28 protein-coding genes and 1 pseudogene are annotated in these 26448 nt (G+C 69.5%); 19 read left to right on the forward strand and 10 right to left on the reverse strand.

The window, feature by feature from the left end; all coding sequences use genetic code 11:
• Together FXN61_RS28135 and FXN61_RS28140 are read left to right on the forward strand one after the other, a co-directional pair.
• Positions 1-807: baeRF2 domain-containing protein (locus tag FXN61_RS28135; RefSeq protein WP_167977025.1), on the forward strand; the 807-nt coding region annotated here is incomplete at its 5' end.
• A gap of 305 nt (positions 808-1112) precedes the next feature.
• Entirely contained in the window at positions 1113-2177 is a 1065-nt protein-coding gene (locus tag FXN61_RS28140) for an AI-2E family transporter (protein WP_167977026.1), read from the forward strand.
• Positions 2178-2190: 13 nt separating this feature from the next.
• On the opposite strand, the gene FXN61_RS28145 is transcribed toward FXN61_RS28140, so the two are convergent.
• The 5 genes from FXN61_RS28145 to FXN61_RS28165 all read right to left on the reverse strand — a co-directional run bounded on the left by FXN61_RS28145 (position 2191) and on the right by FXN61_RS28165 (position 6687).
• Positions 2191-2475 carry a hypothetical protein gene (locus tag FXN61_RS28145; RefSeq protein WP_167977027.1) on the reverse strand — a complete coding sequence of 95 codons (285 nt, stop codon included), beginning with the start codon at positions 2473-2475 and terminating at the stop codon, positions 2191-2193.
• A gap of 42 nt (positions 2476-2517) precedes the next feature.
• A complete protein-coding gene (locus FXN61_RS28150; RefSeq protein ID WP_167977028.1) occupies positions 2518-3825 on the reverse strand; it encodes an MFS transporter in 1308 nt (435 codons plus the stop codon).
• Between the two features lie 176 nt (positions 3826-4001).
• Positions 4002-4820, reverse strand: coding sequence for a GAF and ANTAR domain-containing protein (locus tag FXN61_RS28155; protein ID WP_376770752.1), 819 nt, complete (start codon positions 4818-4820; stop codon positions 4002-4004).
• A gap of 284 nt (positions 4821-5104) precedes the next feature.
• Positions 5105-6283 carry a glycosyltransferase gene (locus FXN61_RS28160; RefSeq protein WP_167977029.1) on the reverse strand — a complete coding sequence of 393 codons (1179 nt, stop codon included), beginning with the start codon at positions 6281-6283 and terminating at the stop codon, positions 5105-5107.
• Between the two features lie 29 nt (positions 6284-6312).
• Positions 6313-6687 carry an STAS domain-containing protein gene (locus FXN61_RS28165; RefSeq protein ID WP_167977030.1) on the reverse strand — a complete coding sequence of 125 codons (375 nt, stop codon included), beginning with the start codon at positions 6685-6687 and terminating at the stop codon, positions 6313-6315.
• 296 nt (positions 6688-6983) lie between these two features.
• Between FXN61_RS28165 and FXN61_RS28170 the strand changes: the two genes are divergently transcribed.
• From FXN61_RS28170 to FXN61_RS28200, 8 genes and pseudogenes are all read left to right on the forward strand, one after another.
• Positions 6984-8333 (forward strand): cytochrome ubiquinol oxidase subunit I, encoded by a 1350-nt coding sequence (locus FXN61_RS28170; RefSeq protein ID WP_312878045.1) that lies wholly within the window; start codon positions 6984-6986, stop codon positions 8331-8333.
• 41 nt (positions 8334-8374) lie between these two features.
• Positions 8375-8824, forward strand: a pseudogene (locus FXN61_RS54620) (cytochrome d ubiquinol oxidase subunit II); the annotation flags it as partial.
• A gap of 115 nt (positions 8825-8939) precedes the next feature.
• Positions 8940-9335 (forward strand): cytochrome d ubiquinol oxidase subunit II, encoded by a 396-nt coding sequence (locus FXN61_RS54625; RefSeq protein ID WP_312878046.1) that lies wholly within the window; start codon positions 8940-8942, stop codon positions 9333-9335.
• 72 nt (positions 9336-9407) lie between these two features.
• On the forward strand, positions 9408-10463 hold the full coding sequence (locus FXN61_RS28180; RefSeq protein WP_312878047.1) for an MFS transporter: 1056 nt from the start codon (positions 9408-9410) through the stop codon (positions 10461-10463).
• Entirely contained in the window at positions 10460-10639 is a 180-nt protein-coding gene (locus FXN61_RS52855; RefSeq protein ID WP_246292108.1) for a hypothetical protein, read from the forward strand. Before FXN61_RS28180 ends, FXN61_RS52855 begins: the two co-directional genes overlap by 4 nt.
• 32 nt (positions 10640-10671) lie before the next feature.
• Positions 10672-12627, forward strand: a complete 1956-nt coding sequence (locus FXN61_RS55725) for a GTP-binding protein (protein ID WP_223165634.1) — start codon at positions 10672-10674, stop codon at positions 12625-12627.
• Entirely contained in the window at positions 12620-13426 is an 807-nt protein-coding gene (locus FXN61_RS28195; protein ID WP_167977032.1) for a class I SAM-dependent methyltransferase, read from the forward strand. Before FXN61_RS55725 ends, FXN61_RS28195 begins: the two co-directional genes overlap by 8 nt.
• 127 nt (positions 13427-13553) lie before the next feature.
• On the forward strand, positions 13554-13850 hold the full coding sequence (locus FXN61_RS28200) for a hypothetical protein (protein WP_167977033.1): 297 nt from the start codon (positions 13554-13556) through the stop codon (positions 13848-13850).
• A 17-nt stretch (positions 13851-13867) separates the two neighbouring features.
• Here FXN61_RS28200 and FXN61_RS28205 read toward each other — a convergent pair whose 3' ends face one another.
• The gene (locus FXN61_RS28205) at positions 13868-15745 is read right to left on the reverse strand and encodes a heavy metal translocating P-type ATPase (RefSeq protein WP_167977034.1); all 1878 of its coding nucleotides are present in this window, start codon (positions 15743-15745) and stop codon (positions 13868-13870) included.
• A 50-nt stretch (positions 15746-15795) separates the two neighbouring features.
• Here FXN61_RS28205 and FXN61_RS28210 point away from each other — a divergent pair, with 50 nt between their 5' ends.
• Positions 15796-16158, forward strand: a complete 363-nt coding sequence (locus FXN61_RS28210; protein ID WP_167977035.1) for an ArsR/SmtB family transcription factor — start codon at positions 15796-15798, stop codon at positions 16156-16158.
• Here FXN61_RS28210 and FXN61_RS28215 read toward each other — a convergent pair.
• The 3 genes from FXN61_RS28215 to FXN61_RS28225 form a co-directional block, all read right to left on the reverse strand.
• Complete coding sequence (locus tag FXN61_RS28215; RefSeq protein ID WP_167977036.1) at positions 16130-16537, reverse strand: Fur family transcriptional regulator; 408 nt, start codon at positions 16535-16537, stop codon at positions 16130-16132. The genes FXN61_RS28210 and FXN61_RS28215 overlap by 29 nt on opposite strands.
• Positions 16538-16604: 67 nt before the next feature.
• Positions 16605-17243, reverse strand: a complete 639-nt coding sequence (locus FXN61_RS28220) for a choice-of-anchor M domain-containing protein (protein WP_167977037.1) — start codon at positions 17241-17243, stop codon at positions 16605-16607.
• Complete coding sequence (locus FXN61_RS28225; RefSeq protein WP_223165635.1) at positions 17240-17887, reverse strand: choice-of-anchor M domain-containing protein; 648 nt, start codon at positions 17885-17887, stop codon at positions 17240-17242. The genes FXN61_RS28220 and FXN61_RS28225 overlap by 4 nt, the downstream gene beginning before the upstream one ends.
• A gap of 189 nt (positions 17888-18076) precedes the next feature.
• On the opposite strand from FXN61_RS28225, the gene FXN61_RS28230 reads away from it, so the two are divergent.
• The 8 genes from FXN61_RS28230 to FXN61_RS28265 are packed head-to-tail and all read left to right on the forward strand — an operon-like array spanning position 18077 to position 25585.
• Positions 18077-19600, forward strand: coding sequence for an anchored repeat ABC transporter, substrate-binding protein (locus tag FXN61_RS28230; protein WP_167977038.1), 1524 nt, complete (start codon positions 18077-18079; stop codon positions 19598-19600).
• A complete protein-coding gene (locus tag FXN61_RS28235) occupies positions 19588-20394 on the forward strand; it encodes a TIGR03773 family transporter-associated surface protein (RefSeq protein ID WP_246292109.1) in 807 nt (268 codons plus the stop codon). The genes FXN61_RS28230 and FXN61_RS28235 overlap by 13 nt, the downstream gene beginning before the upstream one ends.
• A complete protein-coding gene (locus tag FXN61_RS28240; RefSeq protein WP_167977039.1) occupies positions 20391-21143 on the forward strand; it encodes an anchored repeat-type ABC transporter ATP-binding subunit in 753 nt (250 codons plus the stop codon). Before FXN61_RS28235 ends, FXN61_RS28240 begins: the two co-directional genes overlap by 4 nt.
• Positions 21140-22036: an anchored repeat-type ABC transporter permease subunit gene (locus tag FXN61_RS28245; protein WP_167977040.1), complete on the forward strand. Its 897-nt coding sequence runs from the start codon at positions 21140-21142 to the stop codon at positions 22034-22036. The genes FXN61_RS28240 and FXN61_RS28245 overlap by 4 nt, the downstream gene beginning before the upstream one ends.
• Complete coding sequence (locus FXN61_RS28250; protein ID WP_167977041.1) at positions 22033-22464, forward strand: hypothetical protein; 432 nt, start codon at positions 22033-22035, stop codon at positions 22462-22464. The genes FXN61_RS28245 and FXN61_RS28250 overlap by 4 nt, the downstream gene beginning before the upstream one ends.
• Entirely contained in the window at positions 22412-23308 is an 897-nt protein-coding gene (locus tag FXN61_RS28255; RefSeq protein ID WP_167977042.1) for a choice-of-anchor M domain-containing protein, read from the forward strand. The genes FXN61_RS28250 and FXN61_RS28255 overlap by 53 nt, the downstream gene beginning before the upstream one ends.
• Positions 23305-24918, forward strand: a complete 1614-nt coding sequence (locus FXN61_RS28260; protein ID WP_167977043.1) for a choice-of-anchor M domain-containing protein — start codon at positions 23305-23307, stop codon at positions 24916-24918. The genes FXN61_RS28255 and FXN61_RS28260 overlap by 4 nt, the downstream gene beginning before the upstream one ends.
• Positions 24919-24946: 28 nt before the next feature.
• A complete protein-coding gene (locus FXN61_RS28265; protein ID WP_167977044.1) occupies positions 24947-25585 on the forward strand; it encodes a VOC family protein in 639 nt (212 codons plus the stop codon).
• A 77-nt stretch (positions 25586-25662) separates the two neighbouring features.
• On the opposite strand, the gene FXN61_RS28270 is transcribed toward FXN61_RS28265, so the two are convergent.
• Positions 25663-26226: a GNAT family N-acetyltransferase gene (locus tag FXN61_RS28270; protein WP_312878049.1), complete on the reverse strand. Its 564-nt coding sequence runs from the start codon at positions 26224-26226 to the stop codon at positions 25663-25665.
• Between the last annotated feature and the right edge of the window lie 222 nt (positions 26227-26448).

Consider the following 26448-nt stretch of genomic DNA (forward strand, 5'->3'; position numbering starts at 1 on the left):
GTCGCGTTCTCGTCGCTGCCGGGCCTGCTGCCCCTTGCGTCCTACCTGCCGCCGCCGGTGCCGCACGTCGTCGTGGTCGCCGACGCGTCCGGCGCCGACCTGCACTCGTTCGACGGGAGGGTCGAGCTGGCGGAGACCGTTCGCGGCAGGCAGCACCCGCTGCACAAGACCCGTGGCGGCGGATGGGCCCACAAGCGGCTGCAGCAGACCGTGGAGGACACCGTCAAGCACAACGCGAAGCAGGTCGCCGACGAGGTCGAACGACTGGTGGGCGAGGTGCGCGCCGAACTCGTCGTGCTCGGTGGCGAGGTGCAGGCGCGCAGCGCGGTGCGCACCGCGCTCGACCTCGATGACGACCTGGTCGTGGAGGTCGAGGGGACGGGGCTCGCCGGGGGCACCGACGACGATGAGTTCGACAACGCCGTGCGCGCTCTCATCGCGCAGCGCCAGCAGCAGCACGACGCCGAAGTCGTCGAACGGTTCCGCGCCGAACTCGGCAGGGACGGACTCGCCGTCGAAGGCCTCGCACCGGTGGCCGACGCGCTGCGTGAAGCCAACGTGGACACGCTGGTCGTCAACGCCGACGTGCTCGGGGACCAGCTGGTGTGGACGAGTGATCAACCTGATCAGGTCGGTGTCGACGAGGTCAGCGTGCGTCAGAGCACCGGTGATCCGGCCGATGTCGAGCGCAACCGCGCGGACGACGCGTTGGCGCGTGCGGCGGCCGTGACAGGCGCGAACGTGGTCGTCGGCGACGACATCGAGGTGCTCCAAGGCGTTGGCGCGATCCTGCGCCACCGGCCGTAGCCGGCGTCAAGACCGCCAGCCGGATCCAGAGGACCGCTCTTCGTCCACATCGGACTGACCCGGCGGTCTGCGATACCCGCTGAGCCCAGGTTCACACCTCGCACAGGACACTTTTGCTCGTTCGGAGCAACACCCCGTTCAGCGGTGTCCGTGCGCGCCGGGATGAATGATCATTCCTTCCGGCACCAGGTACGGCGGGACGCAGCTGTCACAGGTCGGGTTCTTCGTGCCTGGTGCTCCCGGCAGCCGTTCACGAACCGGTGGGCAACGGTTTCGCAAGGGGCCGAACGCGGAAGCCTGGGAGTGTGAACGCGGGTGAGCGGCTGCGCGCAGTGTCTCTGGTGTGCCTGCAGCTGCTGATCATCGGCGTGACGTTGTGGGCCGCAGCTCACGTGCTGGCCCGGTTGGCGGTGGTGGTGGTCCCGTTCGCCATCGCGGTGCTGCTGGCCGCTCTGCTGGCGCCCGCCGTGTCCTGGCTGTACCGGCGCGGCCTGCCTCGTGCACTGGCCACCGCGCTGGTGCTGCTGGCCGCGATCGGGGTGCTCGGCGGGTTCCTGACGTTCGTGGTCACCTCGCTGGTCAGCGCGCTGCCGGAGCTGCGCGATCGGCTCGACGACAGCCTCGTCCAGCTGCGCGGGCAGTTGGACGGCATCGGCTGGGGCGACCAGGCGCTCGCCCAGGGGCGCGAGTGGCTGGCCCGCAACCGCCAGTCGCTGGCCTTTGGTGCGTGGGGTGTGTTCACGACCGCTGGGTCGATCCTCGGCGGGCTGGTGTTCGTCCTGTTCATCACGCTGTTCCTGCTGTACGACGGGCGCAGGGTCTGGCGGTTCGCGCTGCGCGCCGTGCCCGCCGAGTGGCGGCTGCGCGTGCACAGGGGCGGCCTGCACGCCTTCCGCGACCTGTCGGGTTACACACGCGCGTCCATCGCGGTGGCCGTCATCGACGCTGTGGGCATCGGCCTGGGGCTGTGGGTCATGGACGTGCCGCTCGTGCTGCCACTGGCGGCGCTGGTGTTCCTCGGCGGCTTCGTGCCCTTGCTGGGGGCGTTCTTGTCCGGCGCCGTGTGCGTGTTGATCGCACTGGTCAGCGGTGGGCCGGTGACCGCACTGGTCATCGCCGGCGTGGTGGTGGCGGTGCAGCAGATCGAGGGCAACGTGTTGGAGCCGTTCTTGATGGGTAATGCCGTCACCCTGCACCCTTTGGCCATCCTCCTCGCCGTAGCCGTGGGCGGCAGTCAGGCGGGCATCATCGGCGCGGTGCTGGCCGTGCCCGTCGTGACGACGGTACGAGCGCTCCTCGGACCTGCGGGCTTGTTCACACCAGCGCCACCACGCCGTACGCGGCAACGGCGGCCGAGGCAGGCAGGCTGAGGACTCTGTGTTCTCACTCCGTGCCGAGACGGCGCCGCAGCTCCGGCAGGAACTCGGCGTCCTGACCCACCAGTGCGGCGGGATCCAGTTCGTGCGGGACCGCCGTGTTCGGCTCCCTGTCGAGCAGGTATCGCAGGATCTCCTCGACCAGCACGGCCTCGTCGGACTCGGGCAGTGCGAGATCGTCGAGGAAGCCTTCGGACAACACGACGTGATGCGTGGTCGTCTCCGTGCCTTCGTGCACCTCGGCGGCGTACTCGTGGTCGGCCATGGACATGACGCGTACATCCGTGCTCATGGCGGCTGTTTACCCGCGATCGGCCGGTGAATAACGTCTCGCTCAGGCCTTGATCCTCGTCCTGGCCCGTACCCGAGCACGGCGGCGTGGGCGAGTGAGCGGCGTGGGCTGATGCGGATGCCCGGCCGGTTGCACGACACCGTGCCGCCTGCGCAGCACCCGGTGGGCGAACGCTGTGCGTCGTTGCGGGGACGCGCCGAAGAGAGAGGCCGCGGTCAGCGTCGCGAGCAGGGTCACGGTGCCTGCCAGCGCCAACGTCGTGTTCGCTCCGACACGCTCGCACAGCCAGCCGAGCAGGGGAGCGCCGATCGCACCCGCGGCGGCACCGGCTGACCCGCTGATCGCGAGCATCCGGCCACGCATGCCGTCCTCGGAGTCGAGTTGCAGGCGGGTGCTCATGGTCGTGTCGATCAGCACCGCCGCCGCGGCGATGGGCACGAGCACGACAGCGAACGCGATGGATCCCGGCACGAGGCCGCCGACCGCCTGGAGCAGGCTGGCGAGGCCCGCGGACACGAGCAGAAGCCGCACGGACAGCGTTCGCCGTGCCGCCGCGATCAGCCCGCCGAGCACGGTTCCGATGGCGAACACCGACGACAGCACGCCGTACATCGCCGCGTCGGTACTCATCGCCGCCATGGTGACCTGGTAGTTGCGGCCCAGGCAGGACAGGACGAACCCGAGCGTCACGAGCAGCAGCAGACGACCGCTGGTGGCGACGTACCGCAGGCCGTCCCGCACTCCCGCGCGGCTCGGTGCGCTCGTGGCCAGCGGGTAGAACTCCTCGCGGCGAATGGTCAGCACGGTGGCGATGACGGCGACGAAGCTGAGGCCGTTGAGCGCGAACAACACCGGTGCACCGACCAGCGCGGTCAGCACGCCCGCCGTGCTCATGCCGATGATCCGGGCGACCGAGTTGATCACCGAGCCGAGCGCGACCGCGTTCGCCAGACCGTCACGCGGGACGATCTGGCTGCTCAGCCGGCCGAACGCGGGACCGTCGAACACGGAGATCAGCCCCGCGGCGAAGGTGAGTGCGTAGATCGGTGCCATCGGCAGCCCCGACCAGACGGCGAACGCGAGCGTGCCGGCCAGCACAGCGTGCAGCGTCTGGCAGACGAGCACGATCCGGCGCACCGGGAACCGGTCGGCGATCGCACCCGCCCACGGGCCGAGCAGAACGGCGGGCAGCGTGCTGAGCAGCACCGAGAATCCGACGGAGGTCACGGATCCGGTGCGTTCGAGCACCACCCAGTTCAAACCGATGACCTGCATCCACGACCCGGTCACGGAGATCAGGTCCGCGGCAGCCCACCTGCGGTAGTTCCGATGGCGCAGCGCGCGGAACATCGGCGGCATGGTTCGCCGCAAAACAAAAACTCCTCGAACGGGGATTGGGCCAGACACCACACGGCCCGGACGGCAACGAGCGTACGTGCGGATCCGCCGCGTTCAAACGTGAGTTCGTTCACGAGCCGGGGCTTCGTCTCGACGCCGTTTCGGTCGTCCCAGTCCTTCAGTGCGGCTCAGTCGTCGGTGTCCGCCAGCCCGAGTGCACCGGCGAGGTCGAGATCGGTGGGCCGGGCGGTCAGGATGCGGGCCACGTCGGTGAGCTTGATGTTCAGGTTCTGCGAGGCACGGCGCAGCTCGTCGAACGCGTCGTCGGCGCTGATGCCGCGCCGCGCCATCAGGATTCCCTTCGCCTGCCCGATGACGTCGCGGCTCTCGATGGCCCTGCGCAGTTGTGCGGCGGTGAGATCTGCCCTGGTGACCGACGCGGTGCCAGCCAGCGCCAGTGAGGCGTGCGTGGCCAGGAGCAGCGCGGGCTCGTGCGCGTCCGGTGCCAGTGCACCCCGTCGCCGCGAATAGATGTTCAACGCACCGGAGTACCGCGGTGGCCGGGCGTCAGGCATCAGCGCGACCGACAGCACCGAGTGGACGTCGCGCCTGGCGGCCTCCGGACCGAAACGCGGCCAGGCGGGCTCGATGCCCATGTCGTCGCTGCGAACCTGGGCAGGCCCCGGGTTCCTGGCGGCCTCGACGCACGGTCCTTCCCCGGTCTCGTACTGGATCCGGTCCAGCTCGATCGCGACCTCGCTCGTCGTCACGGGCGTGTGGAAGATCCCGTCGGCCGTGCGGAGCGTGATGGACACGAGATCCGCGCCGGGGACGACCCGGTGCGCCGCCGTCACGACCTGGTCGAGCACGTCGGCCACCGTGGGAGCGTTCAGCAACGCCTTCGTGAGACGGGCGAACTGCTCGGCCAGCGGGCCGCTGTCGGAGAGCTCGAGCCCTCCGCGGAACGCCTCCCGGTCGGCTGTCCAGTTCCCCTTGCCGATGGTCACGCCGGTTCCCTTCGCCGCCGCGCCGGCTGAGGCCGACGATGCCGCCCGGCGCTGCTGAGGTCGCGGCAAGGTAGTCGGTAACCGGAACACTGACCCTGCGCTGCTGAAGGCCTTGGGCCGCGGTCATCCCGGTCACCTCACGGTTCGGCTCTGCCGCAGCCCGTCCGCCGTACCGCCCCTCAAAGCTACTCCGGAACGGCCACGTCAACCGGCTGGTGCCGCGAACGCGTGTGCAATGCCGGCACGGAGCTCGGCGGCGAGCATGCCGGTCGCCACGTGGTCGTTCACACTTTCGACGGTCGGTCCGTGCTCGCACGTGAGCCGGAGGCTCGTCGGCTGAGCTGGTAAACGCGGAGTGTGTCCGAGGCGATGCGTTCCCAGGAGTACCGCGCACAAGCCCGGTCCCGACCCGCGATGCCGAACTCGTAGCGCGCGGTGTCATCGACCAGCAGCCCGTGCAGCGCGCGCACCAAGGCGGCCGAACCGCGTGGCGGCACGTGCAGGCCGGTCACGCCGTCCACCACGAGGTCGCCGATCCCTCCGACCGCGGTCGCGACCACGGGTACGCCGCAGGCCATCGCCTCCAACGCGAGTGTGGCGGGCGCTTCGCACCACGGGGCGCACACGACGAGGTCGGCCGACCGCAGCAGGGCCGGTTGTGCGGAGCGTGCCACCTCGCCCGTGACCACAACTCGTTCTGCGACATGGGATCTCTCGGCGAATTCGCGCAGCTGCTTCGCCTCGCGAGTGGTGCCCGCGATCACCAGTTCCGCAGACTCCAGTGTGGACAGTGCGTCGATCAGGTCGCGAAGACCGTCGTGTGGTGCCAAGTCCGCGACGGTGAGGATGCGGTGTGGATGAGAGGAGCTCGCTCGTGGGCCGTCGGGCGTGAAGGTGTCGGTGTCCACACCGGACGGGATGACCGCGATGCGGGACCGGTTCATGCCCATTCTCATCAGGTCGAAGGCTTCGTTCGAGCTGCTCGCGACGACGTGCGTGACTTCACGCGTGAGCAGCCGCTCGACGTCGATCCTCTCCGACGCGTGGCTGTCGCCGGGGGAGCGGGCGATGCCCAGCCCGTGGTAGGTCTGCACGACGGGAACATGCGTCCGGCGAGAGGCGAGCACGCTCGCGAGTCCGGACGTCCAAGCGTGCGCGTGCACCACGTCGGGTGTGTGCACGTACCAGTCGCTCGCCAGCGCAGAGGTGAAATCTCCCAGGTGGGAGAACGACTCCAGCCGTTCGGCAGGGCCGGCGGCCAGGTGGACGACCTCGTAGCCGCGGTCCGTGCGCACGCGGTCTGGCAGGCCTGGAGTGTCGCGGCGCGTATACACCATCACCTCGTGCCCGTTGCCGCACAACGCGGCCGCGAGCTCGGCGACGTGGACGCGCTGCTGGTCGACACCGGCCGCATCCGGCGCCATCAAAGGACTTGCGTGCTCCGACACCATGGCGATCTTCACGCTGCTCACCTCTGTCGCGTTGATGGCGTTCAGACCGGCCACAGGGCGCGCAGCGCCTCAGGAAGGGTGGGATAGATCTGGAACAGCTGTGCCACCGCGGTGACTTCCAGCGGACGCGACACCACCGGGTGGGCACTGACCAGCATCAACGTCAGCTGATGACGTTCTGCGCGCGCACGTGCGTCGAGCAGTACCTGGATGCCGGCAGAGCCGAAGAACGACACAGCGAGCAGGTCGATGACCAGAACGGGTGGGCGCCGGTCGAGCTGCGTGGCGAGCTCGTCGCTCACCAGCCAGGACGTGGCCATGTCGATCTCGCCGGTCACGGCCACGACCGGTACCCCGTCGTGGACGGCCGTCGACACGGCGATCGACTTCGACTGTTCGGTGACGTGCTGGTTCATGGGTGAGGTCCCTTTGTCATGGGGCAATGACAGCGAGCTGTCTCCTCAACCCGACGTTGCAGCCCCTGACGACCGTGGCCATCGGGAGCGGGTCCCACGCTATGCCTGTACCCGATGAAGAACAAGCAGGCCGGACCGGTTTGTTCGCGCTCCTGGCGGGGTACCGCCGATCCTCGGCCGGCCATTTCCGTCCACAGTGGACGAGTGCAGTGGGCCACCAGCGTGTTGTTTGGCGGCGCGGGCAGAGCGGGTACCTCCGGCGTCCGGAGGCGGTGTGCGGCGCGAAGGGGTTCGGTGTGGCTGTGCTGGAGTTTCTGGCTGGTACGGCGGAGAACCTCTATCCGGCGCGCATGCAGATGGCGTTGTCGCTGGGCTGGCACATCGTGTTCGCCTGCTTCGGCATCGCGTTCCCGGCGATCGTGGTGTTCACCGAGTGGCGCGGGCATCGGCGCGATGACGCGGTGCTGACCGCGCTGGCGCACAAGTGGGCCAAGGCGATGGGCGTGCTGTTCGCCGCGGGTGCCGTGTCGGGCACGCTGCTGTCGTTCGAGATGGGCATCCTCTGGCCGGGACTGATGGGCCGGTTCGGCGAGGTGTTCGGGTTCCCGTTCGTGCTGGAGGGTTTCGCGTTCTTCGTGGAGGCGATCTTCGTCGGCGTGTACCTGTTCGGCTGGAATCGGCTGTCGCCGCGCGCACACATGCTCAGCGCGCTGCCGATGGTCGCCGCGGGCATCGTGGGGGCGTTCTGCGTGGTGGCGGCCAACGCCTGGATGAACAACCCGACCGGGTTCCGGCTCGACGAGCAGGGCAACGTCGTCGACGCCCGGCCGTGGGCCGCGATGTTCGGGCCGTCCACCTGGGCGCAGTTCACGCACATGTGGCTGGCGGCGTTCATGGTCACCGGCTTCCTGATCGCCTCCGTGTACGCGGTCGGCATGCTGCGCGGCCGCCGCGACCGCTACCACCGCGCGGGGCTGCTGATCCCGTTGACCGTCGCCGCGATCATCACGCCGGTGCAGATCGGTGTGGGGGACTGGATCGCCAACGTGGTCGCCGACAACCAGCCGGCGAAGCTCGCCGCGATGGAGGGCCAGTACGAGACGACAGCAGGGGCCGGGCTGTCGATCGGCGGCGTCTACCGCGACAACGAACTGCACTACGCCGTGGAAATCCCCTACGCGCTGTCGTTGCTGATCCACCACGACCCGGACGGCGTCGTCCGGGGACTGGAGGAGTTCCCGGCAGAGGAGAGGCCACCGGTCAACGTGGTGCACCTGGCTTACAACGCCATGGTCGGCATCGGGACGGCCCTGCTGGTGCTCGCCGCGTGGTTCGGCCTGGTGTGGTGGCGCCGGCGGCGACTGCCGCACACCGCGTGGTTCCTGCGGGCCGTCGCCGTCTCCGGGATCGCGGCGGTGGTCGCGATGGAAGCTGGGTGGATCACCACCGAGGTCGGCAGGCAGCCGTGGGTGGTCTACGGCATCCTGCGCACCGCCGACGCGGTGAGCCCGGCGCCGGGACTGGGCTGGGGCCTGGTGGCCGTGGTGGGCGTCTACACCGTGCTGACCGCGTTCACGGTGGTCGTGCTGCGCAGACTCGCGCGCGATCGCGCCACTCTCGCGCCGCAGGAGGAGGGGGAGCGGTGACGCTGGCCGAAGTGGTGCTGGGAGCCGCGTTCGCGGGTCTGGTGGCGTACGCGCTGTTCGGCGGCGCGGACTTCGGTGGCGGTGTGTGGGACCTGCTGGCGGGCGGCACCGAACGGGGACGCGGTGTGCGCGACCGGATCGAGCGCTCGATCGGCCCGGTGTGGGAAGCCAACCACGTCTGGCTGATCTTCGTGCTCGTCGTGCTGTGGACCGGGTTCTCCCGCGCGTTCGCCGCCGCCGTGACCACGCTGTACATCCCGCTCACGCTCGCCGCCTTCGGCATGATCGCTCGCGGCGCGGCCTTCGCCTACCGGAAAAGCGTTGGGACGCCGGGGATGCGCCGCTTCTTCGGTGCTGCCTTCGCGCTGTCCTCGTTGCTCACCCCGTTCTTCCTCGGTGCGGTGGTCGGCGGCGTCGCCTCCGGACGGGTACCGCCCGGCATCGCCGAGGGCGACGTGGTGCGCAGCTGGGTCAACCCCACGTCGCTGCTCGGCGGCACGCTCGCCGTGCTGGTGTGCGCCTACCTGGCGGCGGTGTTCCTCGTGCGGCGACGCCCGCCGCGACGGCGAGCACGACCTGGCCGAGGCGTTCCGCCTGCGTGCCTTGGTGACCGCGGCCGTCACGGGTGCGGTGGGGCTGGCCGGCATCGCGGTGCTGCGTGCCGACGCACCCGTGTTGTTCGACGGGCTGACCGGCCGTGGCCTGCCGGTCGTGCTGCTCTCGGTCGTCGCCGGGCTGGCCGCGCTGGGCCTGCTGCTGGTGCGCCGGTACACCGTCGCCCGGATCGCCTCCGCGCTCGCCGTCACGGCGATCCTGGTCGGCTGGGCGGTGGGCCAGTACCCGTACGTGCTGCTGCCGGAGCTGACCGTGAACGACGCCGCCACCGGCCGCGCCACCCTCATCGCACTGCTCACCGCGCTCTCGGCAGGGACGCTGGTGCTGCTGCCCGCGTTGATCTACCTCTACGTCCTGTTCCAGCGCCCGGCCGATCACCGCGCGTGACGACACGCGACGAGTCCAAGGCTCGTGACGAATCCGATGCCAAGATGAACATGAAAATCATATGCTGTCGTGGTGAAGAGAACTGGAGAGCTGCACGCGTCCGAGCGCGACTTCAGTCGTTACCTGGCGGCACGGGTGCTGTCGGTCGTCGGCGCCGTGGTGTCGGCCGTGTCGTTGCCCGTCCTCGTCTACCAGCTGACCGGCTCGGCCGGATGGACTTCGGCGGTCGCGGTGGCGGAGGCCTTGCCGTACCTGGTGTTCGGCCTGCTGGCCGGCGCGCTCGCGGACCGGCTGGATCGCAGGGCGATGATGGTGGCGCTCGACTTCGGCGTCGCCGCGGTGCTGCTCAGCGTGCCGCTGGCGTGGTGGGCGGGCGTGTTGTCCGCACCGCACGTCGTGGTGGTGGCGTTCGCGACGCAGACGGCGTTCGTCTTCTTCGACGCGGCGAACTTCGGCGCGCTGCCGGCGTTGGTGGGCAAGGATCGGCTGACCGCCGCCTATTCGACCCTCTACGGGCGCACCACCGTGGTGGAGCTCGTGGTGCCGGGTTTGACGGGTCTCGTGATCGCTGTCGTCGCGCCGGCGGCGCTGCTGACGGTGAACGCGCTGACCGCCGTGGGTTCGGCGTTGTTGTTGCGCGGCATCGCCAGCAGCATGGCGAATCCGCGTCCGGTACGGGGTGCCGGTGAGCTCGTTGCCGATGTGCGGGAGGGTCTGCGGTTCCTGTGGCGCGAGCCGATCATCCGCACCTTGACGCTCGTCGGCGCCACGCACTCGGTGGCGAGTGGTGCCTGGGTGGCTGTGCTGGTGCCGTTCGCTGATCGTGTGCTGGGGGTCGCGCCGCGCGGTGACGTGCGGCTCGCCGCGTTGTTCAGCTGCTGGGGCGTGGGCGCGATCGTCGCGTCCCGGTTGGTGCCGCGGCCTGACCGCGCACTGGGGTGGCGCGCGGCTCGCGTTGACGGCGCTGCCGCTGTCGCTGCTCGGCGGCGTCTTCGTCCTGGTCAGCCGGGCATTGGCTGCTTGTATGTCTGGCGGCGCGTACTGGGGTGCCGCGCATGCCCACCGTGGTGCTCAACGGGATCACGTACCGGCAGCAGGTGTGCCCGGAGGAGTTGCAGTCGCGGGTGAACACCACAGCCAGGATGCTGGCGTGGGGTGTCGGGCAGCCCGTCGGCGCGGCCCTGGCGGGAGCCGTGTCCGTGGCGATGGGCGATCCGCGCGCCGGTGTCGCGGCCGGCGTGCTGGTGCTCTTCTCCGGCGTGGTGCTGGCGTGGGTGACGCCCGTGCTGCGACACGCGGCCTGACGCTCCGATCTGAAGATGATTATCATGTGCACATGTCCCGACGCACCCCAGTCACCGTGCTGTCCGGTTTTCTCGGCTCAGGGAAGACCACGTTGCTCAACCACGTCCTCGCCAACCGGGAAGGACGGCGCGTCGCGGTGATCGTCAACGACATGAGCGAGATCAACATCGATGCCGCGCTCGTCGCGGGTCAGGGCAGCCTGGACCGCACGGAGGAGCGGCTGATCGAGCTGACCAACGGCTGCATCTGCTGCACGCTGCGGGAGGACCTCCTCGACAGCGTCGGTGAGCTGGCGAAGTCGGGCCGGTTCGACACGATCCTCATCGAGTCCACCGGTATCTCCGAACCCATGCCGGTGGCCGCCACCTTCGACTGGACGTTCGAAGACGGCACGAGCCTGTCCGATCACGCTCAGCTGGACACGATGGTGACCGTCGTGGACGCGGCCGGATTCCTCCGCGAACTGGCCACCGGTGACCAGCTCGCCGAACGTGACCTGGCCGCCGCCGAGGAGGACGAGCGCACGATCTCGGACCTGCTCGTCGACCAGGTCGAGTTCGCCGGCCTGCTGGTGGTGAACAAGACCGACCTGGTCACCGCGGAGCAGCTCGCGCGCCTCGACGCCGTCCTGCGCAGGTTGAACCCCGCTGCCCGGTTGCTGCACACCCGGCAGGGCGTCGTCGACCTGGCAGAGGTGCTCGACACCGGCCGCTACGACCCGATCACCGCCGCGCAGGCCCCCGGCTGGGCCCAGGAGCTGGCTGGTGGGCACACCCCGGAGACCGAGGAGTACGGCATCCGCTCGGTCGCCTTCCGCGCGTCGCGGCCGTTCCACCCGGCACGGCTGATGGCGGCGCTGTCCGACTGGGACGGCGTGTTGCGCAGCAAGGGTTTCTGTCACATCGCCACGCGGCCGGACGTGCTCGCCGTGTGGTCGCAGGCGGGCCCGAACCTCACGCTGGAACCGGGTCAGCTGCTGGACTCCCCGCAGGGCCGGCAGGAACTGGTCTTCATCGGCGTCGCCTCGACCTCGACGAACCGCGCCGCCGCCTGGAGCCGGCGTTGCTCACCGACGAGGAGTTCGCGGCCGGCCAGGTGCACTGGCGCACGCTGGAGGACCGCTGCCGGAGTGGGACCTCGCCGACCTGCACGAGCACGCCTGATGACCGGCCCGTCGACCGCGGATCCCGCCGCGTCCGAAGCGGTGTTCGCGCCGGCCGAACAAGCACTGCTGGACGCGTTGCCGGTCGCAGGCGTAGTCGCCGACGTCGGCCCTGGCTCAGGGACCAGCACGTTGCGGCTGGCCGAACGCGCCGACCGCGTCTACGCCGTGGACAACGACGAGGCGATGCTCACCATGGTGCGCGAACGCGCCGAGCAAGCAGGACTGGGCGACCGGGTGCGCACGGTGCTCCACGACCTCGATGAGGGGCCCGTTCCGCTGCCGGAACCCGTGTCGCTGATCTGGTCCGGCGCCTGCGTGCACCACGCGTTGTCGTGGCAGGACGTGGTGTCCGGACTGGCAGGGCTGCTGGCCCCCGGCGGGGTGCTCGCGCTCGGCGAGGGCGGGTTGCCGGCGCGGTGCCTGCCGTGGGACGTCGGCGTGGGCAGGCCAGGACTGGAAGCCCGGCTGGACGCCGCGCACAACGAGTGGTTCACGGCGTGGTTCGACAGCAGGCCGGACGTCGTGCGCGAGGCACGCGGATGGCCGGACCTGCTGCGGTCCGCCGGGCTCGAGCACGTCACCAGCCGCAGCGTGCTGCTGGACCTGCCGGCCTCGCTCAGTGCGGACGTTCGAGAGGTTGTGCTCGCGGAGCTTGCCGCACGAGTGGGACGGGCCCAGCCGTTCCTGACTCAGGATGATCGCGCCGCGTGGAACAGTGTGCTCGACCAGGCCTCGCCGGTGTGGCTGGGCAATCGCGACGACCTCGCGCTGCTCACCGCGAGGACCGTCCACATCGGAACGAGACGAGGAGCGCATGGCTGACGACCGGCAGACCGAGATACGCGGCGCGTTCGACGCCGCGGCCGCGGACTTCACCGCGCTGGGGCGCTACCTGTGGGAACCGATCGGCACTGCCACGGTTGGGATCGCCGACCCGCGACCGGGTGAGCGCGTCCTCGACGCCTGCTGCGGCACCGGCGCGTCGGCGCTTCCCGCAGCCCGTCTCGTTGGCCCGACAGGGCAGGTCGACGCCGTCGACCTGTCCGGGCCCATGATCGACGAGTTGCGGCGGTTGTCGGCGGACGTGCCTCAGCTGCTCGCACATGAGGCCGACGTGACCACGTGGGCCGCGGACGGCTACGACCTGGTTCAGTCGGCCCTCGGCATCTTCTTCTTCCCTGACATGACAGCCGGAACCGACCACCTGATCAGCCGGGCCCGCCCCGGTGGGCGAGTGGTGTTCACGATCTGGCAGGGCGACGCGATGGCCGCGGCCGGTCAGCACCTCGGTCGCGCCATCGCCGAGGTCACGAACACCCCACCGCCCGCGCCGCGCCCGCCGCATCTGTTCGACCAGATCAACCAGGCGGACCTGTACGCGGCCTGGTTGTCCGAGCGCGGCCTCGCCGACGTCGAGGTGAGCGTCAACGAGATGGCGCTGACGATGACTCCCGAGGTCGCGTGGCTGGTGATCGTCGGATCCGGCTTCCGCGGTGCACTGGCCAAGGTGCCCGCGGATGCGGTGGACACCGTGCGCGAGCACTACCTGGCCTCGCTGCGGCACGACGGGGTGACAGAGCTCGACGCCACCACCTTGATCGGCAGCGGACGCCGTCCCTGATCCGCGTCATGGGAATGATTACCGTTGTGGGCATTGGCATTTCATGCGTTCGCTGAAGAGAGCCACTAGGCTGGTGGTTGCGTCCACTCGACCAGCACGCAGCGTGAGAATCTCGGAGGCGAGTGCCATGACGACAGCTCATGTCGAACACCCCGCGCACGACCACGCCCACGGTGAAGGCTGTGGACACGTCGCGGTGCCGCACGGCGACCACACCGACTACGCCCATGACGGCCACCTGCACCGCGGCCACAACGGTCACTACGACGAGTGTGAGCCCAGCGGACACACCGCGCATGACACACACGACCACGCCCACGGCGACGGGTGCGGGCACGTCGCGGTGCCGCACGGCGACCACACCGACTACGTGCACGACGGTCACCGGCACGCGGCCCACGGGGATCACTACGACGAGCACTGAACCCGTCCGACGAGCGTTCAGGACTTCCGCGTCCACGCTCGCTTGCTCAGCAGCCGCATCCCGTTGAGCGCGACCAGCACGGTCGAGCCCTCGTGTCCGGCAACGCCCAGTGGGAGCGGCAACGTCCCGAACAGATCCCACAGCGACAGGACCACGATGAACGCGCCGGCGATCGCGAGGTTGGTGATCACGACCCGCCTCGCCCGGCGGGCCAGCGCCACCAGTGCCGGAACCACGGTCAGGTCGTCGCCGACCACCACGGCGTCGGCGGTGTCCACGGTGAGCGCGGATCCCTTGTGCCCCATGGCGATTCCCGCGTGCGCGGTCGCGAGCGCAGGCGCGTCGTTCACGCCGTCTCCGACGAACAGCACCTTGCCGTCCATCTCCCGCACCGCCTGGACCTTGTCCTGCGGCAGCAACTCGGCACGTACCTCGACAATGTCCACAGCGGACGCAACCCGTTGCGCGGCGGCATGATTGTCGCCGGTCAACAGAGTCGGGCTGTGTCCGGTGAGGACGGTGAGCTCGCCCACCGCGGCTTGGCTCGACGGCCGGATCTGGTCGGCCAGCTCGATGATGGCGACCTGACGATCGTCCACGAGAACCTCGACTGCGGTGTTGTGCTGAGAATCGTGCCGTTGCACGGCAACGGCGTGTCCGGACACCCGCGCAGCCACACCGACGCCTGGTGTTGCCTGGAAGTCACCGGCCGTGGGAAGCCGAAGTTCGCGCTGCCGTGCCTCGGCGACGATCGCCCGTCCGATCGGGTGCTCGCTGAACTGCTCGGCCGCCGCGGCCAGCGTCAGCACCTCGTCCTCGTCCCGCTCGGTGATGATGCCGACGACGTGGGGCGTGCCTTCGGTGAGTGTGCCGGTCTTGTCGAACGCCACCGCGTCCACTGTGCCCAGCTGTTCCATGGCCACCGCGGATTTCACCAGTACGCCGTGTTTTCCGGCGTTCGCGATGGCGGCCAGCAACGGCGGCATGGTGGCCAGCACCAGTGCGCACGGCGAGGCGACGATCATGAAGGTCATCGCACGCAGCAGCGTCGGCTCCAGAGCCGCGCCGAACAGCAGTGGCACGGCGAACAACGCGAGCGTCACGGCCACCATGCCGAACGAGTAGCGCTGTTCGACCTTCTCGATGAACAGCTGCGTCTTGGCCTTGGTGGCGGATGCCTGCTCGACCATCGCCACGATGCGGGCGATCACGGTGTCCTGGGCCGCACGCGTGACCCGGACGCGCAGTGCGCCAGTGCCGTTGAGCGATCCGGCGAACACCTCTGAGCCGGTTTCCTTCGGCACGGGCAGCGGCTCGCCGGTGATCGAGGCCTGGTCGACCTCACTGCGCCCGTCGATGACCACGCCGTCCCCGCCGATCCGTTCGCCGGGCCGCACGAGGATCTCGTCACCGATCCGCAGCGTCGCCGCGTCCACCTCGCGTTCACGGCTCTCCGGCAGCATCAGGGTGGCGCGCTGCGGAGCGAGGTCGAGCAGCCCGCGCACGGAGTCGGCCGTCCGCTGGGTGAGCACGGCCTCCAACGCGCCGGAGGTGGCGAAGATGATGATCAGCAGACCGCCGTCGACGACCTGTCCGATCGCGGCCGCGCCGATCGCGGCGACGATCATCAGCAGGTCGACGTCGAGCGTTCGCTCGCGGAGTGCTCTGAGTCCGGCGAGCGCGGGTTCCCAGCCGCCGGCGAGGTAACAGGCGAGCAGCAGTGTCCACCACGTCCACGGCGCCGTGTCCACGAGCTTGGCGCCGACTCCGAGCAGGAACAGGGTGGTGGCCGCGATCGCCCAGCGAACTTCGGCGATCGCGAACGGGGAGCGCTTGGGTGTCGGTGTTCGGTGCGGGCTGTCGATGAGGAGCGTCGAAGTCACGCCGGGCACCATACAGGAACATCTGAAGACCTATTCATGTGTTCACTGAGTAAGATGCTGTCATGGGTCACGGAGTCGAGGGCAGAGCCACACCGCCGGCACAGCTGGACGCCGACTCGGCGGCGACGGTGGCGGCGACCCTCCAGGCGCTCGCGACGCCGAGCCGCCTGCGCATCCTGACTCGCCTCCGCCACGGCGCCTGTTCGGTCGGCGAGCTCGCGGAGGCCGTGGAGATGGAACAGTCCGCGGTGTCACACCAGCTGCGGTTGTTGCGGGCGCTCGGACTGGTGACCGGGACGCGTCAAGGCCGCAGCGTGGTCTACAACCTCTACGACAACCACGTCGCGATGCTGCTCGACGAGGCCGTCTACCACATCGAACACCTCGGCCTCGGCGTCACCGACGACATCGCCGGTTCTGCCTGAGCGTGCAGTCGGCGCAGATCCCGGTGATCGTTACTCGCACGAGCAAGTCGGTGAAGCCCAGCGCCTTCACGGGTTCCCAAGCCGGCAGCGGTGACGAGTTCGCGGGGATCTCGACCGTCGAGTGGCACGCCGAGCAGACGAGGTGGTGGTGGGGGCGGACGGAACAGTGGCGGTACCGGCGCTGGCCGCGCCTTTCGACCATGACGTCCACCAGGCCCAGGCTCCGGAGGTCCCTGAGCGCTCGATAGACGGAGGACAGCCCGATCGGGTGGCCGAGGCAGCGGATCCGCTGATGCAGCTCGTGTGCCGTCATGAACCCGCCTTCGAGTCCCAGGCAGGCCAGCACGTGCCGCGTGCTGCGCGGCTGGTCCTCGTTCATCTGGACGAACTCCGTGGCTGGCGTACGCGAAAGCCGTGGCGCCACGGGGGTGGCGCCACGGCTGTGGTCAGGGCTGGACGGTGACGGTGATGGACTTCTGTCCGGTTGAGACGGCCGCGCCGGCGCTCGTGGTCGCGGTCACCTCGAAGACCAGCGTGTAGGTGCCGGCTGCCTCGAACGCCCAATTGGCGTGGGAGTGGCTGTTGACGGTGACGGTGCGGCTGTCGGGCAGGCCGTTGCCGCTGTCGAACCACACGGTGGGGCTGCCGAAGGCGTTGGTGGTGTAGGTGCTGAAGTCGGCGGGGCCGGTGACCGAGATCAGCTTGGCGGCCACGCTGTTGTTCTGCAGGACGCCGGTGGGCACACCCTCGGTGCTGAAGCCCGGCCACAGGATTCCGCCGGCCTGGCTCTGCGGCAGGATCCAGACCGGCGAGCCGGGGGAGCCGAGGAACGCGTAGGCGGAGCTGGACGGCACGGTCGTCTTGCTCGCGGACACCGCCTCCAGCGTCACGGTGGAGGGGTCGCGGTCGACGGCCGGCGACACCGTGTGGTCGCGGATGTCCAACGTCAGCGCGCTGCCGGTCCAGTCGATGTCGAGGGCGTCGACGTGGCCCTGCGAGATGGTCACGGCGGCCTGCGCGGTGCCGGTGGCGAGCAGGGTCAGGCCGGTGGCGAGCGCCGCGGCGGCGAGGGCGCGGAATCTCATGCGATCACCTTGAACTTGTAGGTGGCGAGTGCGGACGTGACCTTCCGGCCGGTGGCGGCGAGGGTGCCGCTGGCCCGGACGGTGATGGTGTAGTCGCCTGCGGCTTCGAACGCCCAGTTGGCGTGCAGGTGACTCGCGGCGGTCACGGCGACCGGGTCCGGCAGGCCGTTGCCGCTGTCGACCAGCACGCTCGGGGCGCCGACCGGGTCGGTGGTGAAGATGCTGAAGTCGGCCGGACCGGACACGCACTCGACCTTGAGGGTCAGCGAGTCGTTGACGAAGACGCCCGGTTCCACCTCTTCGGTGGCGATGCCCGGCCACAGCAGCTGTGGGTCTTCCACCTGCGGAAGGACCCAGACCGGGCGGCCGGGAGCGCCGAGGAACGCGTACGTCGGGTCGTTGGGCACCTCGGTGCGTGCCTCGGGCTTGACGGCGAGCCGTACCTGCGACGGCTCGTACTCGGTGTTGGTGCCTTCGTCGTGGACGTGCAGGTGGAACTGGTTGTCCTCGAAGGCGATGCCGAAGACGTCCACGTGCCCGCTGTCGAGGGTGACGGTGGTGGCTGCGGTGGCAGGTCCTGCGGCGACGCTCATCAGCATCGCCGCCGCCAGCGGCAGGAGTGCAAGACGCGCTCTGGTGCGCACTGTGTGGTGCTCCGTTCGTGAGGACTGGAGGCCCTGAGCGGGCCGCGACGAGCGTTGCACATGACAATCGTTTCCAATAGCGCCCGATCGGCCGTCGAGGTGCTGCTCCGTTTGGTTGTTGGAAATGATTGTCGTTCCGGTTAGGGTCGCTGTGCCTCGCCGGTCGGCGGGTGTCTGAAGGGGGATCCCATGCAGGTGCGTGCGTTTTCGCGCGCGATCGGGGCGGTGCTGGTCGTCCTGTTGGCCGGTTGCGGCACAGCCGACGGCGGCGCGCCGGACGGCGTGACGGTGGTGACGACCACCGAAATCCTGGCGGATCTCGTGCGCAACGTCGGGGGCGATCGGGTTCGGGTGGACTCGCTGGTGCCGCCCGGCGGCGACCCGCACTCCTACGAGCCCGTGCCTGCCGATGCCAAGAAGGTCGCCAAGGCCGATGTCACCTTCACCAACCACCTGTTGCTCGAAGAGCAGCGCCTGATCAAGGCCATCGACGCCAACATCCGGCCGGGAACGCCCAACGCGTCACTGGCCGAGGCCTCGGAAACCTATGGGGCGCATGTGATCCCGTTGGTGGAGAACATCGGGTTGGACGTGTTGTGGCTCGGCCTGAGGGTGCGGGGCGACGGCAAGGACAAGGGTGCCACGCGCACGTCCGACATCAAGCTGACGGCGACCGCGGTGGAAGGGCCTGGCGCCATGGTCGCCTACCTCACCGAGACGCTCGGCAAGCCGGTCGTGTACTTCGACTCACGGGACGGGTTGTCCGACACCGACTCCACGACCTTGCCGCCGGCCGCTCACACGCACATCAACTGGGCGTTCACGAAACCGGGCGTGTACCGGCTGACTCTGGCGGCGTCACTGATCCGCGCCGAAGGCGCCGAGCCGACACCGTTGGGCACGAGCACGTTCACGTTCGCCGTCGGCGTCACTCCCGCCGGTGTCGCGAAAACCGTGCTTGCAGAGGGACACACCGACCTCACCATCGACCTCGACAGCGGCGAGCTGTACACGCTCAACGACGTTGCGGGCGGCGGAAACCAGCACGTCGTCGCCGCGGCTGACGCGGTGATCGAAGTGCCCAACAAGGCGATCGTCACCATCCCGGACGATCCGCGCTTCTCCTTCCTCGGGCAGGCGGGCGGCACCGTGCACCAACTTCCACAGGCGGTGCTCGGCAAGCACGTCCACGGCGAGATCGACCCGCACCTGTGGCAGAACGTGCGCAACGGCCGTGCCTACGTCGAGCTGATCAGGGACACGATGCGCGGCGCGGACCCGGCCGGCGCCGAGGTCTACGACCGCAATGCCCGTGCCTATCTCGACCGGCTGGACGAGCTGGACGCACACGTGCGCGAGACGGTCTCCCGCATCCCGCGCGAGCGTCGCCAGCTGATCACCACGCACGACGGCTTCGGCTACTTCGCCGCCGCCTACGAGATGACCGTCGCCGGGTTCGTGGTGCCCAATCCGGCTCAGGAACCCAGCGTCGAGGACGTGCGCAAGCTCAGCGAGACGGTGCGCAACCTCAAGGTCCCCGCGGTGTTCATGGAACCCAACCTGGCCCAGCGCGCCTCGGTGCTCAGTCAGGTCGCCAAGGACCAGTCGGTCGACGTCTGCGTGCTGTACGGGGATTCCTTCGACAACCGAGTCCGCTCCTATGTGGACATGATGCGGCACAACGCCGATGAGGTGCACCGTTGTCTCGTCTGATGCTGATACCCGCACTCGCCCTGCTGCTGGGCACGCAGCCTGCCGCAGTCGCGCAGGAAGCTGAGCGGGTCGTGATCGAGAAGGGCCACGTCGACCTCGGACCGCGCTTCGTGGACGGCAAGTGGACCGTCCAGCTGCGCGACGACACCGGCGGTTCCCCGCAGTGGCGGGCGCTTTCCGATGTCGTGCTGCACGTACCCGACGCCGCCAAGACCACCGTGCCGGACGACCAGGCCTACGCCTTCCTCGGCGACCGCGGCAGCGCCGTGTGGGTGCTGCCGCAGGTGGAGCAGAACGGCGTTGTGTGGCCTGGCTGGAACACACAGGACCCCGAGGTTGCGAAGACCGTCGACCGCGAAGTGACGTGGCGGCTGCACGGTGTGCGCGGGCCGGGGCGGTTCGCGCTCTTCCTCACCGGCAACTTCGGCGCCCCGCAGCAGATCTTCACCAGCGGCGCCACCACTCCGCAGGAAACCGGTGTCGAGGTCGGCACGCACGTCCATGGCAACTGGGTGTTCAGCGCGCCTGGCACCTACCTGCTCGACGTCGAGATGAGCACCCGCACCAAGGACCGTCGCGAGCTCTCCGATCGGCGTGCGCTGCGCGTCCACGTCGGCAACACCGATCCGCGTGCCGCGTTCGACGTTCCAGCGGCCCAGGCCGAGCAACCGCGTGCTGAGTCGCCGGAACCGTCAGCCGGATTCCCGTGGCCGTGGGCCGGTCTGGGTGGCTTGGCGCTCGTGGTGGTCGTCGCCGCTGTCGTTGTGGTGCGTCGACGCAGGGGAGAGCGATGAACGAGCCGGTACTCGACATCGTGGGCCTCGCCGTCGATCTGGGCGGACGGGAAGTGCTGTCCGAAGTGGACCTGCGGCTTCGGCCCGGTGAGCTCGTGGGCTTGATCGGACCCAACGGAGCGGGTAAGACCACGTTGCTGCGCACGGCATTGGGCCTGATTCCGCCGCGGCGCGGCACGGTGGCGGTCCACGGACGTACGGCCAAGCAGGCACAGGGCAGCGTCGGCTACGTGCCGCAACGCCACGAGTTCGCGTGGGACTTCCCGATCTCGGTGGCCAAAGCAGTCGCCACCGGCCGCACGCACCTGACCGGCCTTCTCGGCAGGCGCACCGAGCAGGACCGCACGGCCGTCGACGCCGCGATCACCCGTGTGGGCATGGACGACCTTCGGACGCGACCGGTGGGCGAACTGTCCGGCGGGCAGCGGCAACGCGTCCTCGTCGCCCGAGCACTCGCGCTGCAGCCCCGGCTGCTGTTGCTCGACGAGCCGTTCACCGGCATCGACGCGCCGACCCAGGAACTGCTCAGCGGTCTCCTCACGGAGCTGCGCGATGAAGGCGTCGCCGTGCTCATGACCACGCACGACCTCGCCGCCGCGACCACGCTGTGCTCACGGCTGTGCCTGCTCAACCGGACGGTCGTGGCTGACGGCGAACCGGCGGCGCTGGCCGACACCGACATCTGGCTGCGCACCTTCGGTCTCGATCGCGCCGAGCAGCTGCTGCGATCCCTGGGAGTGAGCCGATGAACGCGGTCGTCGACCTGCTGGCCGGGCCGTGGGAGTACGACTTCTGGCGGCGGGCCCTGCTCGTCGCGCTGTTGTCAGGCCTGGTGTGCGGGGTCGTCGGGACGCACGTGGTGCTGCGCGGCATGGCGTTCATCGGCGACGCCGTCGCCCACGCGGTGTTCCCCGGCATCGCGACGGCGTTCGTGCTCGGCTCGAACCTGGTGATCGGCGGTGCCGTCGCCGGTGTGGTGACGGCGCTGCTGATCGCTGTCGTGGCGCAGAACCGCAGGCTCAAGGAGGACTCCGTCATCGGGATCTTCTTCGCCGCGGCGTTCGGCCTGGGCATCGTCATCCTGAGTGCGGCGCCGGGCTACGGCGGTTCGCTGGAGTCGTTCCTGTTCGGTTCCATCCTCGGCATCAGCGACGGGGACGTCGTCTCGGTCGCGGTGATCGGCGCGATCCTGTTGCTGGCCACCGGCGTGCTCAACGGCAGGCTGGTCGCCGCGACCTTGGACCGCGAGCAGGCCCGTGCCGTCGGCCTGCCGGTGTTTTGGCTGGATCTCGCGCTCTACGTGATGGTCACGCTGGCGATCGTGATCTCCTTGCAGGCGGTGGGCAACGTGCTGGTGCTGGCACTGCTGGTCACCCCTGCCGCGGCGGCGCGCCTGCTCACCGACCGGCTCGGCGTGATGATGCTGCTCGCGCCGGTCATCGGCGCCGGCGGCAGCGTGCTGGGCCTGTACCTGTCCTACGCCTTCGACCTGGCCGCGGGTGGCCTCATCGTGCTCAGCCTGACCGGGATCTTCGTCCTGTGCTGGTTGTTCGCGCCACGCCACGGCTTGCTGAGGCGAACACGCCGATCGCAGTCCACATCGGACGGTCTGCACGGCGCTCTCGTGGAGGTGAAGTCGTGATCCGCCTGCGATCCGGCGCGATGGCCGGTGCGGCCCTCTCGCTGCTGCTCGTGGCCGCACCGGCGGCGCTGGCCGAGCCGGAGGCCGCGTCCGTTGAGCTGGCCGTTCGCGACGGTGCCCTGCTGGTGACGCCGCCGGAGAAGCCGCTGACCGTCCTGGCCGGTGAACCCGTGCGCGTCCGGTTGGACACCAAGGCGATCCCGCCGGGAACGCTGTTCGGCGACGTGGTGCGCGTGCGTACCACCGGCACCGGTCCCACAACAGTGCCGGTCTCGGGCGCGCGACCACGGAATGGGCGTTCGCCACCGGGGGAACGCACACCGTCCAGCTGGATGCCGAGGCATACCTGCTCGACGGCACACCGGTGCAAGCGCAGTGGCACCAGACGGTGGAAGTCCAAGCCGCGCAACAACAACCAGCGTCGCTAACGGAAGTCGCGGCACCGCTCGTGGCAGCCGAAGCGCCGGCACCTCCGGCCGTGCAGCGGGCACCCGTGGTCGCCGCCGCGGCACAGCCTCCCGTGGCCAGCGCAAGGTCACCGTCGAACGCGGCCACGTCGACGCGCTCGCGCCGCGGCTGGTCGACGGCGGCCTGCGCGTGCACGTGAAGGACGGCAGCGTCGTGGGCACGGTGACCTGGCGCGAACCGGCCGATGTCGAGTTCAAGGTCACCAACGCGGCCCGCGTGGCTCTGCCGGACGCGGCCGCGCTGTCGTTCCTCGGTGCCGCGGGCGGGCAGATCCACCTGCTCCCGCAACAGGAACAACCTGGCATCCTCTGGATCGGCTGGTCGACAGAGGAGCTGAAGCCCGCCGACATCACCGGACCGGTCACCTGGACGCTCACGTCCGTCACCGGCCCTGGACCCTTCGGCCTGTTCACCACGGGTTCGTTCGGCGCGCACTCGGTCATCTTCAACAGCACCGACGGCTTGCCCGACACGCACTCCGTCGCACTGGGCACACACGCACATGCCAACTGGGCCTTCGGGAAACCCGGCCGCTACCGCCTGGACTTCACCGTGTCGGCCACCAAGACCGACGGCAGCACGGTCAGCGACAAGGAGAGCTACACGTTCCTCGTCGGTGACACGACCGCGACCACCACACCGGACAACAACACCACGCGCGACGGCAGGCGAAACACCGCTCTGGCCTCGACCGGCCCCGTCGGCTCGCCGGCTGCCGCCACGGCGCTCGCACTGGCGTTGATCGTCACCGGAACGGCGGTCATGGTCCTCACCCGCCGCCGCACCGCCAAGGAGACCTCGTGACCCCGTACCGCAGCGGCCTCGCCCTCGCCGCCGTCACAGCGCTGGTCGGGCTCGCCGCCGTGTCGTTCGCACCCGCGTCGGCCGAGAACACGACCACAGTGGTCGACCACGGCCACGTCGACCTCATGTCCGGTGTGCTCGTCGATGGCCAACTCTCCATGCGGTACAAGGACGGCAGCGTCGAACCGCCCGTGCTGCGCGACCCCGCAACGGTGGTCACGCACCTCAAGCCGGAAGCCCGGCTGCAGATTCCCGACCTGCCCGAGTACGCCTTCCTCGGACCCGCCGGCAGCGACATCTGGGTGAGCCCCGAGGTGCAGGACCCCAACCTCGTCTGGGCCGGCTGGAACACCGAGTCGCTGCCCGCAACGGAGATCACGCCCGGCTCGGTGAAGTGGAGCCTCGACGCGGTCGGCGGCACCACACCGGGTACCAAAGCGCCCGGCAACGTCACCGTCTTCCAGACCGACTCCTTCGGTGCACCGCTGCCGAGGATCTTCGACACCGCCTTGCCGCTGCCGCAAACCCACCCGCTGGATCTCGGCATCCACGCCCACGCCAACTGGACCTTTTCCGCGGAGGGCGTCTACCGGTTGACGTTCTCCCTCGAAGTCACCACAACATCGGGCAAGACCCTCGAGGACACCACCACTTACGCCATCGCCGTCGGCGCGATCGACCCCACCACGGTGATTCCTGGTGATGGCACCCCGACGTCCTCGACCACGACAACAACAACCACCACCACGACGACCACGACGACGACAACCACCGCAACGACCACGTCGACGACCCCGTCGACCAGCTCACCGCCGGCATCGTGCGCGGTCCTGTCCGACGGACACGTCGACCTCATCGCCCCTGGTCTGGTCGACGGCGCACTGCGCACCAGGGTCAAGGACGGCACCGCGGGTCCGGACAAGGCGGTCTGGCGCGAGCCGGCCGACACCGTCGTCCACGTCGTGCCACAAGCCCGCAACAGCATCCCCGCAGACCCGGCTTACGCGTTCCTCGGCACGAGCGGCCAACCGGTGTGGCTCATCCCGCAGACCCAGATCCCCGGCATCGTCTGGGCGGGCTGGAACACCGAATCGCTGCGATCGCAGGACGTTACCGGCGACATCGCGGTCAAGCTCACCGCGGTGGACGGCCCAGGACAGGTCTCCGTGTTCCTCACGGGGCTGGCGCCGACCGTGCTGATCCACACCGGCGACGGGCTGCCCGACACCCTGACCGTTGCTCCCGGCACCCACGCCCACGCGAACTGGGCGTTCACCCGTGAGGGGATCTACCGGCTGACCATCCAGGTGGCCGCCACCCTCGCCGACGGACGATCCACTGTGGACACCGATGTGTTCACGATCGCAGTGGGTGCGGTGGATCCGAAATCAGCGTCGGGCCGTCAGTGCACAGCCCCCACGCCCACGACGGCGACGACCACGGGCACCACGCCTCCGCCCGCCGTCACGACCTCACCGCGAGCGGTTGCCGCACCTGGACTCGCCAGCACCGGCGCTGGACCTCTCGGCCTGGTGGTCGGCGCCGGAATGCTGCTTCTCATCGGCGGAGCGGTCGTGTTGCTGCTGACCCGATCCCGTTCGAACAGCTGAGGACTGATCTCTCGTGGAAGGGCAACCGATGGAGATCGATCACGTTGTGCTGGCCGCCAGGACGAAGGCCGACGCGGAGCAGGCGCTCAGCCGGGCTGGACTGGGGATCGCCCGCGGCCGGGTCATTCCGGGATTCGGGCTGTCCAACCTCGTCGTACCGCTGAGGCAGGGACAGCTGCTGGAGATCCTCTACCCGAACGGTGATCAGCCCGCGCAGGGAGCTCCGCCGCTGCTGAAGTTCAACAGGGAAGCCCTCGCCGCCAACCCCGAGGCGCCCATGGTCCCGGTGGCCTGGCTGGTGTTGATGGAGGACGAGGCGCGCCTGCGCGAACTCGCAGCCACCAACGACCTCGCCGTGCAGGAGGTGCCGGCGGACGGCCCCGGCTACCCGCCGTACACGCTCGCCGGCTTCGGTGCAAACTTCGACCGGCGATGGCTGCCGTGCCTCATCCACTGGCCGGAAGGTTCGCCCCCGCTCGATGCCGAACACCGACGTCAGCCCGTTGGCATCACCCGGCTCGATGTGGCCGGGTCGGCTGACGACGTTCAACGCTGGTGCGGGGAAATGCCTCAGGGCGTGCGCGTCGTCCCTGGCACCGTGGGCCCGTTGCGGGTCGAGATCGGCTTCGCCGATGGAACGGCGCTCACGTTGGGAATCAGCGGCTAAGGTCCGCGACATCAACCCGGCATCGTGGGTGGAAACGGTTGCCAGGCAACCATTTCCACCCACGACCAACCATCACGTCATCGCGACTCGGCCGAACCGGCGAGGGCCGGGACGGGGATCTCGAAGTGCACGGTCTGGTTGCGGTCCGGGTCGCCGTCGCGGGCGTCGCACACCTCGACCGCGACCGAGCGCCAGAAGGCCTCGGCGCCGGCCACGCGGGTGTCGGTGTGCAGGTAGATCTGTTCGTAGCCGGGGGTTTCGGCGATGAACCTGACCGCGGCGTCGACCAGCGTCCGAGCCAAGCCCCGGCGCCGGTGCTCCGACCGGACGTACACCCGGAACAGCTGCGCCGTCCTGCCACCGGAGTAACGCTCGGCGAGCCACGCCGGATGGGGCGGGCTGGCCGGTCCCTGCGCCCGCACCGCCGTGGTGCCCACGACCTCGTCCCCGTCGACCGCGACGAACAGCGCGTGGCGGGGAGTTTCCAGATAGGTGCCGGCCAGGTCGACCACGTCGGTGTGCCACTGGGGGCGGTAACCGTGGCCGAACTCGTGGTAGAAGGTGTCCAGCATGACGCTGCGGGCACCGGGCAGGTCGGCGTGAGTCGCCAACCGCACCTCGTAGGGGTGGTGCTTGTTCACTTCATCCTCTCTTTCGCACTGTCCAAAGTGGTCGCGACCGGACCATGCATGACGACACGTCCTTCGTGGAGCACGACGACCTGATCGGTCAGCCGGGCCACGACGTCGAGGTCGTGGCTGATCAGCACGGCTGAAAATCCGCCTCCCACACGGGTTCCAGCACCAGCTTCAACGACGCCTGCACCACCCGATCCGCCACGGTCGGGATGCCCAACCGGCGCA

This window comes from Lentzea indica, assembly GCF_012184385.1.
Taxonomy (GTDB): Bacteria; Actinomycetota; Actinomycetes; order Mycobacteriales; family Pseudonocardiaceae; genus Lentzea; species Lentzea indica.

Bases quoted from the DNA above. Each gene is read 5' to 3' on its own strand.
- FXN61_RS28245 (WP_167977040.1), top strand. From the start codon at position 21,140: ATGAACGCGGTCGTCGACCTGCTGGCCGGGCCGTGGGAGTACGACTTC.
- FXN61_RS28220 (WP_167977037.1), bottom strand. From the start codon at position 17,243: ATGAGATTCCGCGCCCTCGCCGCCGCGGCGCTCGCCACCGGCCTGACC.
- FXN61_RS28145 (WP_167977027.1), bottom strand. From the start codon at position 2,475: ATGAGCACGGATGTACGCGTCATGTCCATGGCCGACCACGAGTACGCC.
- FXN61_RS28150 (WP_167977028.1), bottom strand. From the start codon at position 3,825: ATGTTCCGCGCGCTGCGCCATCGGAACTACCGCAGGTGGGCTGCCGCG.
- FXN61_RS28240 (WP_167977039.1), top strand. From the start codon at position 20,391: ATGAACGAGCCGGTACTCGACATCGTGGGCCTCGCCGTCGATCTGGGC.
- FXN61_RS55725 (WP_223165634.1), top strand. From the start codon at position 10,672: ATGTCCCGACGCACCCCAGTCACCGTGCTGTCCGGTTTTCTCGGCTCA.
- FXN61_RS28210 (WP_167977035.1), top strand. From the start codon at position 15,796: ATGGGTCACGGAGTCGAGGGCAGAGCCACACCGCCGGCACAGCTGGAC.
- FXN61_RS28200 (WP_167977033.1), top strand. From the start codon at position 13,554: ATGACGACAGCTCATGTCGAACACCCCGCGCACGACCACGCCCACGGT.
- FXN61_RS28165 (WP_167977030.1), bottom strand. From the start codon at position 6,687: ATGAACCAGCACGTCACCGAACAGTCGAAGTCGATCGCCGTGTCGACG.
- FXN61_RS28215 (WP_167977036.1), bottom strand. From the start codon at position 16,537: ATGAACGAGGACCAGCCGCGCAGCACGCGGCACGTGCTGGCCTGCCTG.
- FXN61_RS28265 (WP_167977044.1), top strand. From the start codon at position 24,947: ATGGAGATCGATCACGTTGTGCTGGCCGCCAGGACGAAGGCCGACGCG.
- FXN61_RS28230 (WP_167977038.1), top strand. From the start codon at position 18,077: ATGCAGGTGCGTGCGTTTTCGCGCGCGATCGGGGCGGTGCTGGTCGTC.
- FXN61_RS28195 (WP_167977032.1), top strand. From the start codon at position 12,620: ATGGCTGACGACCGGCAGACCGAGATACGCGGCGCGTTCGACGCCGCG.
- FXN61_RS28205 (WP_167977034.1), bottom strand. From the start codon at position 15,745: ATGGTGCCCGGCGTGACTTCGACGCTCCTCATCGACAGCCCGCACCGA.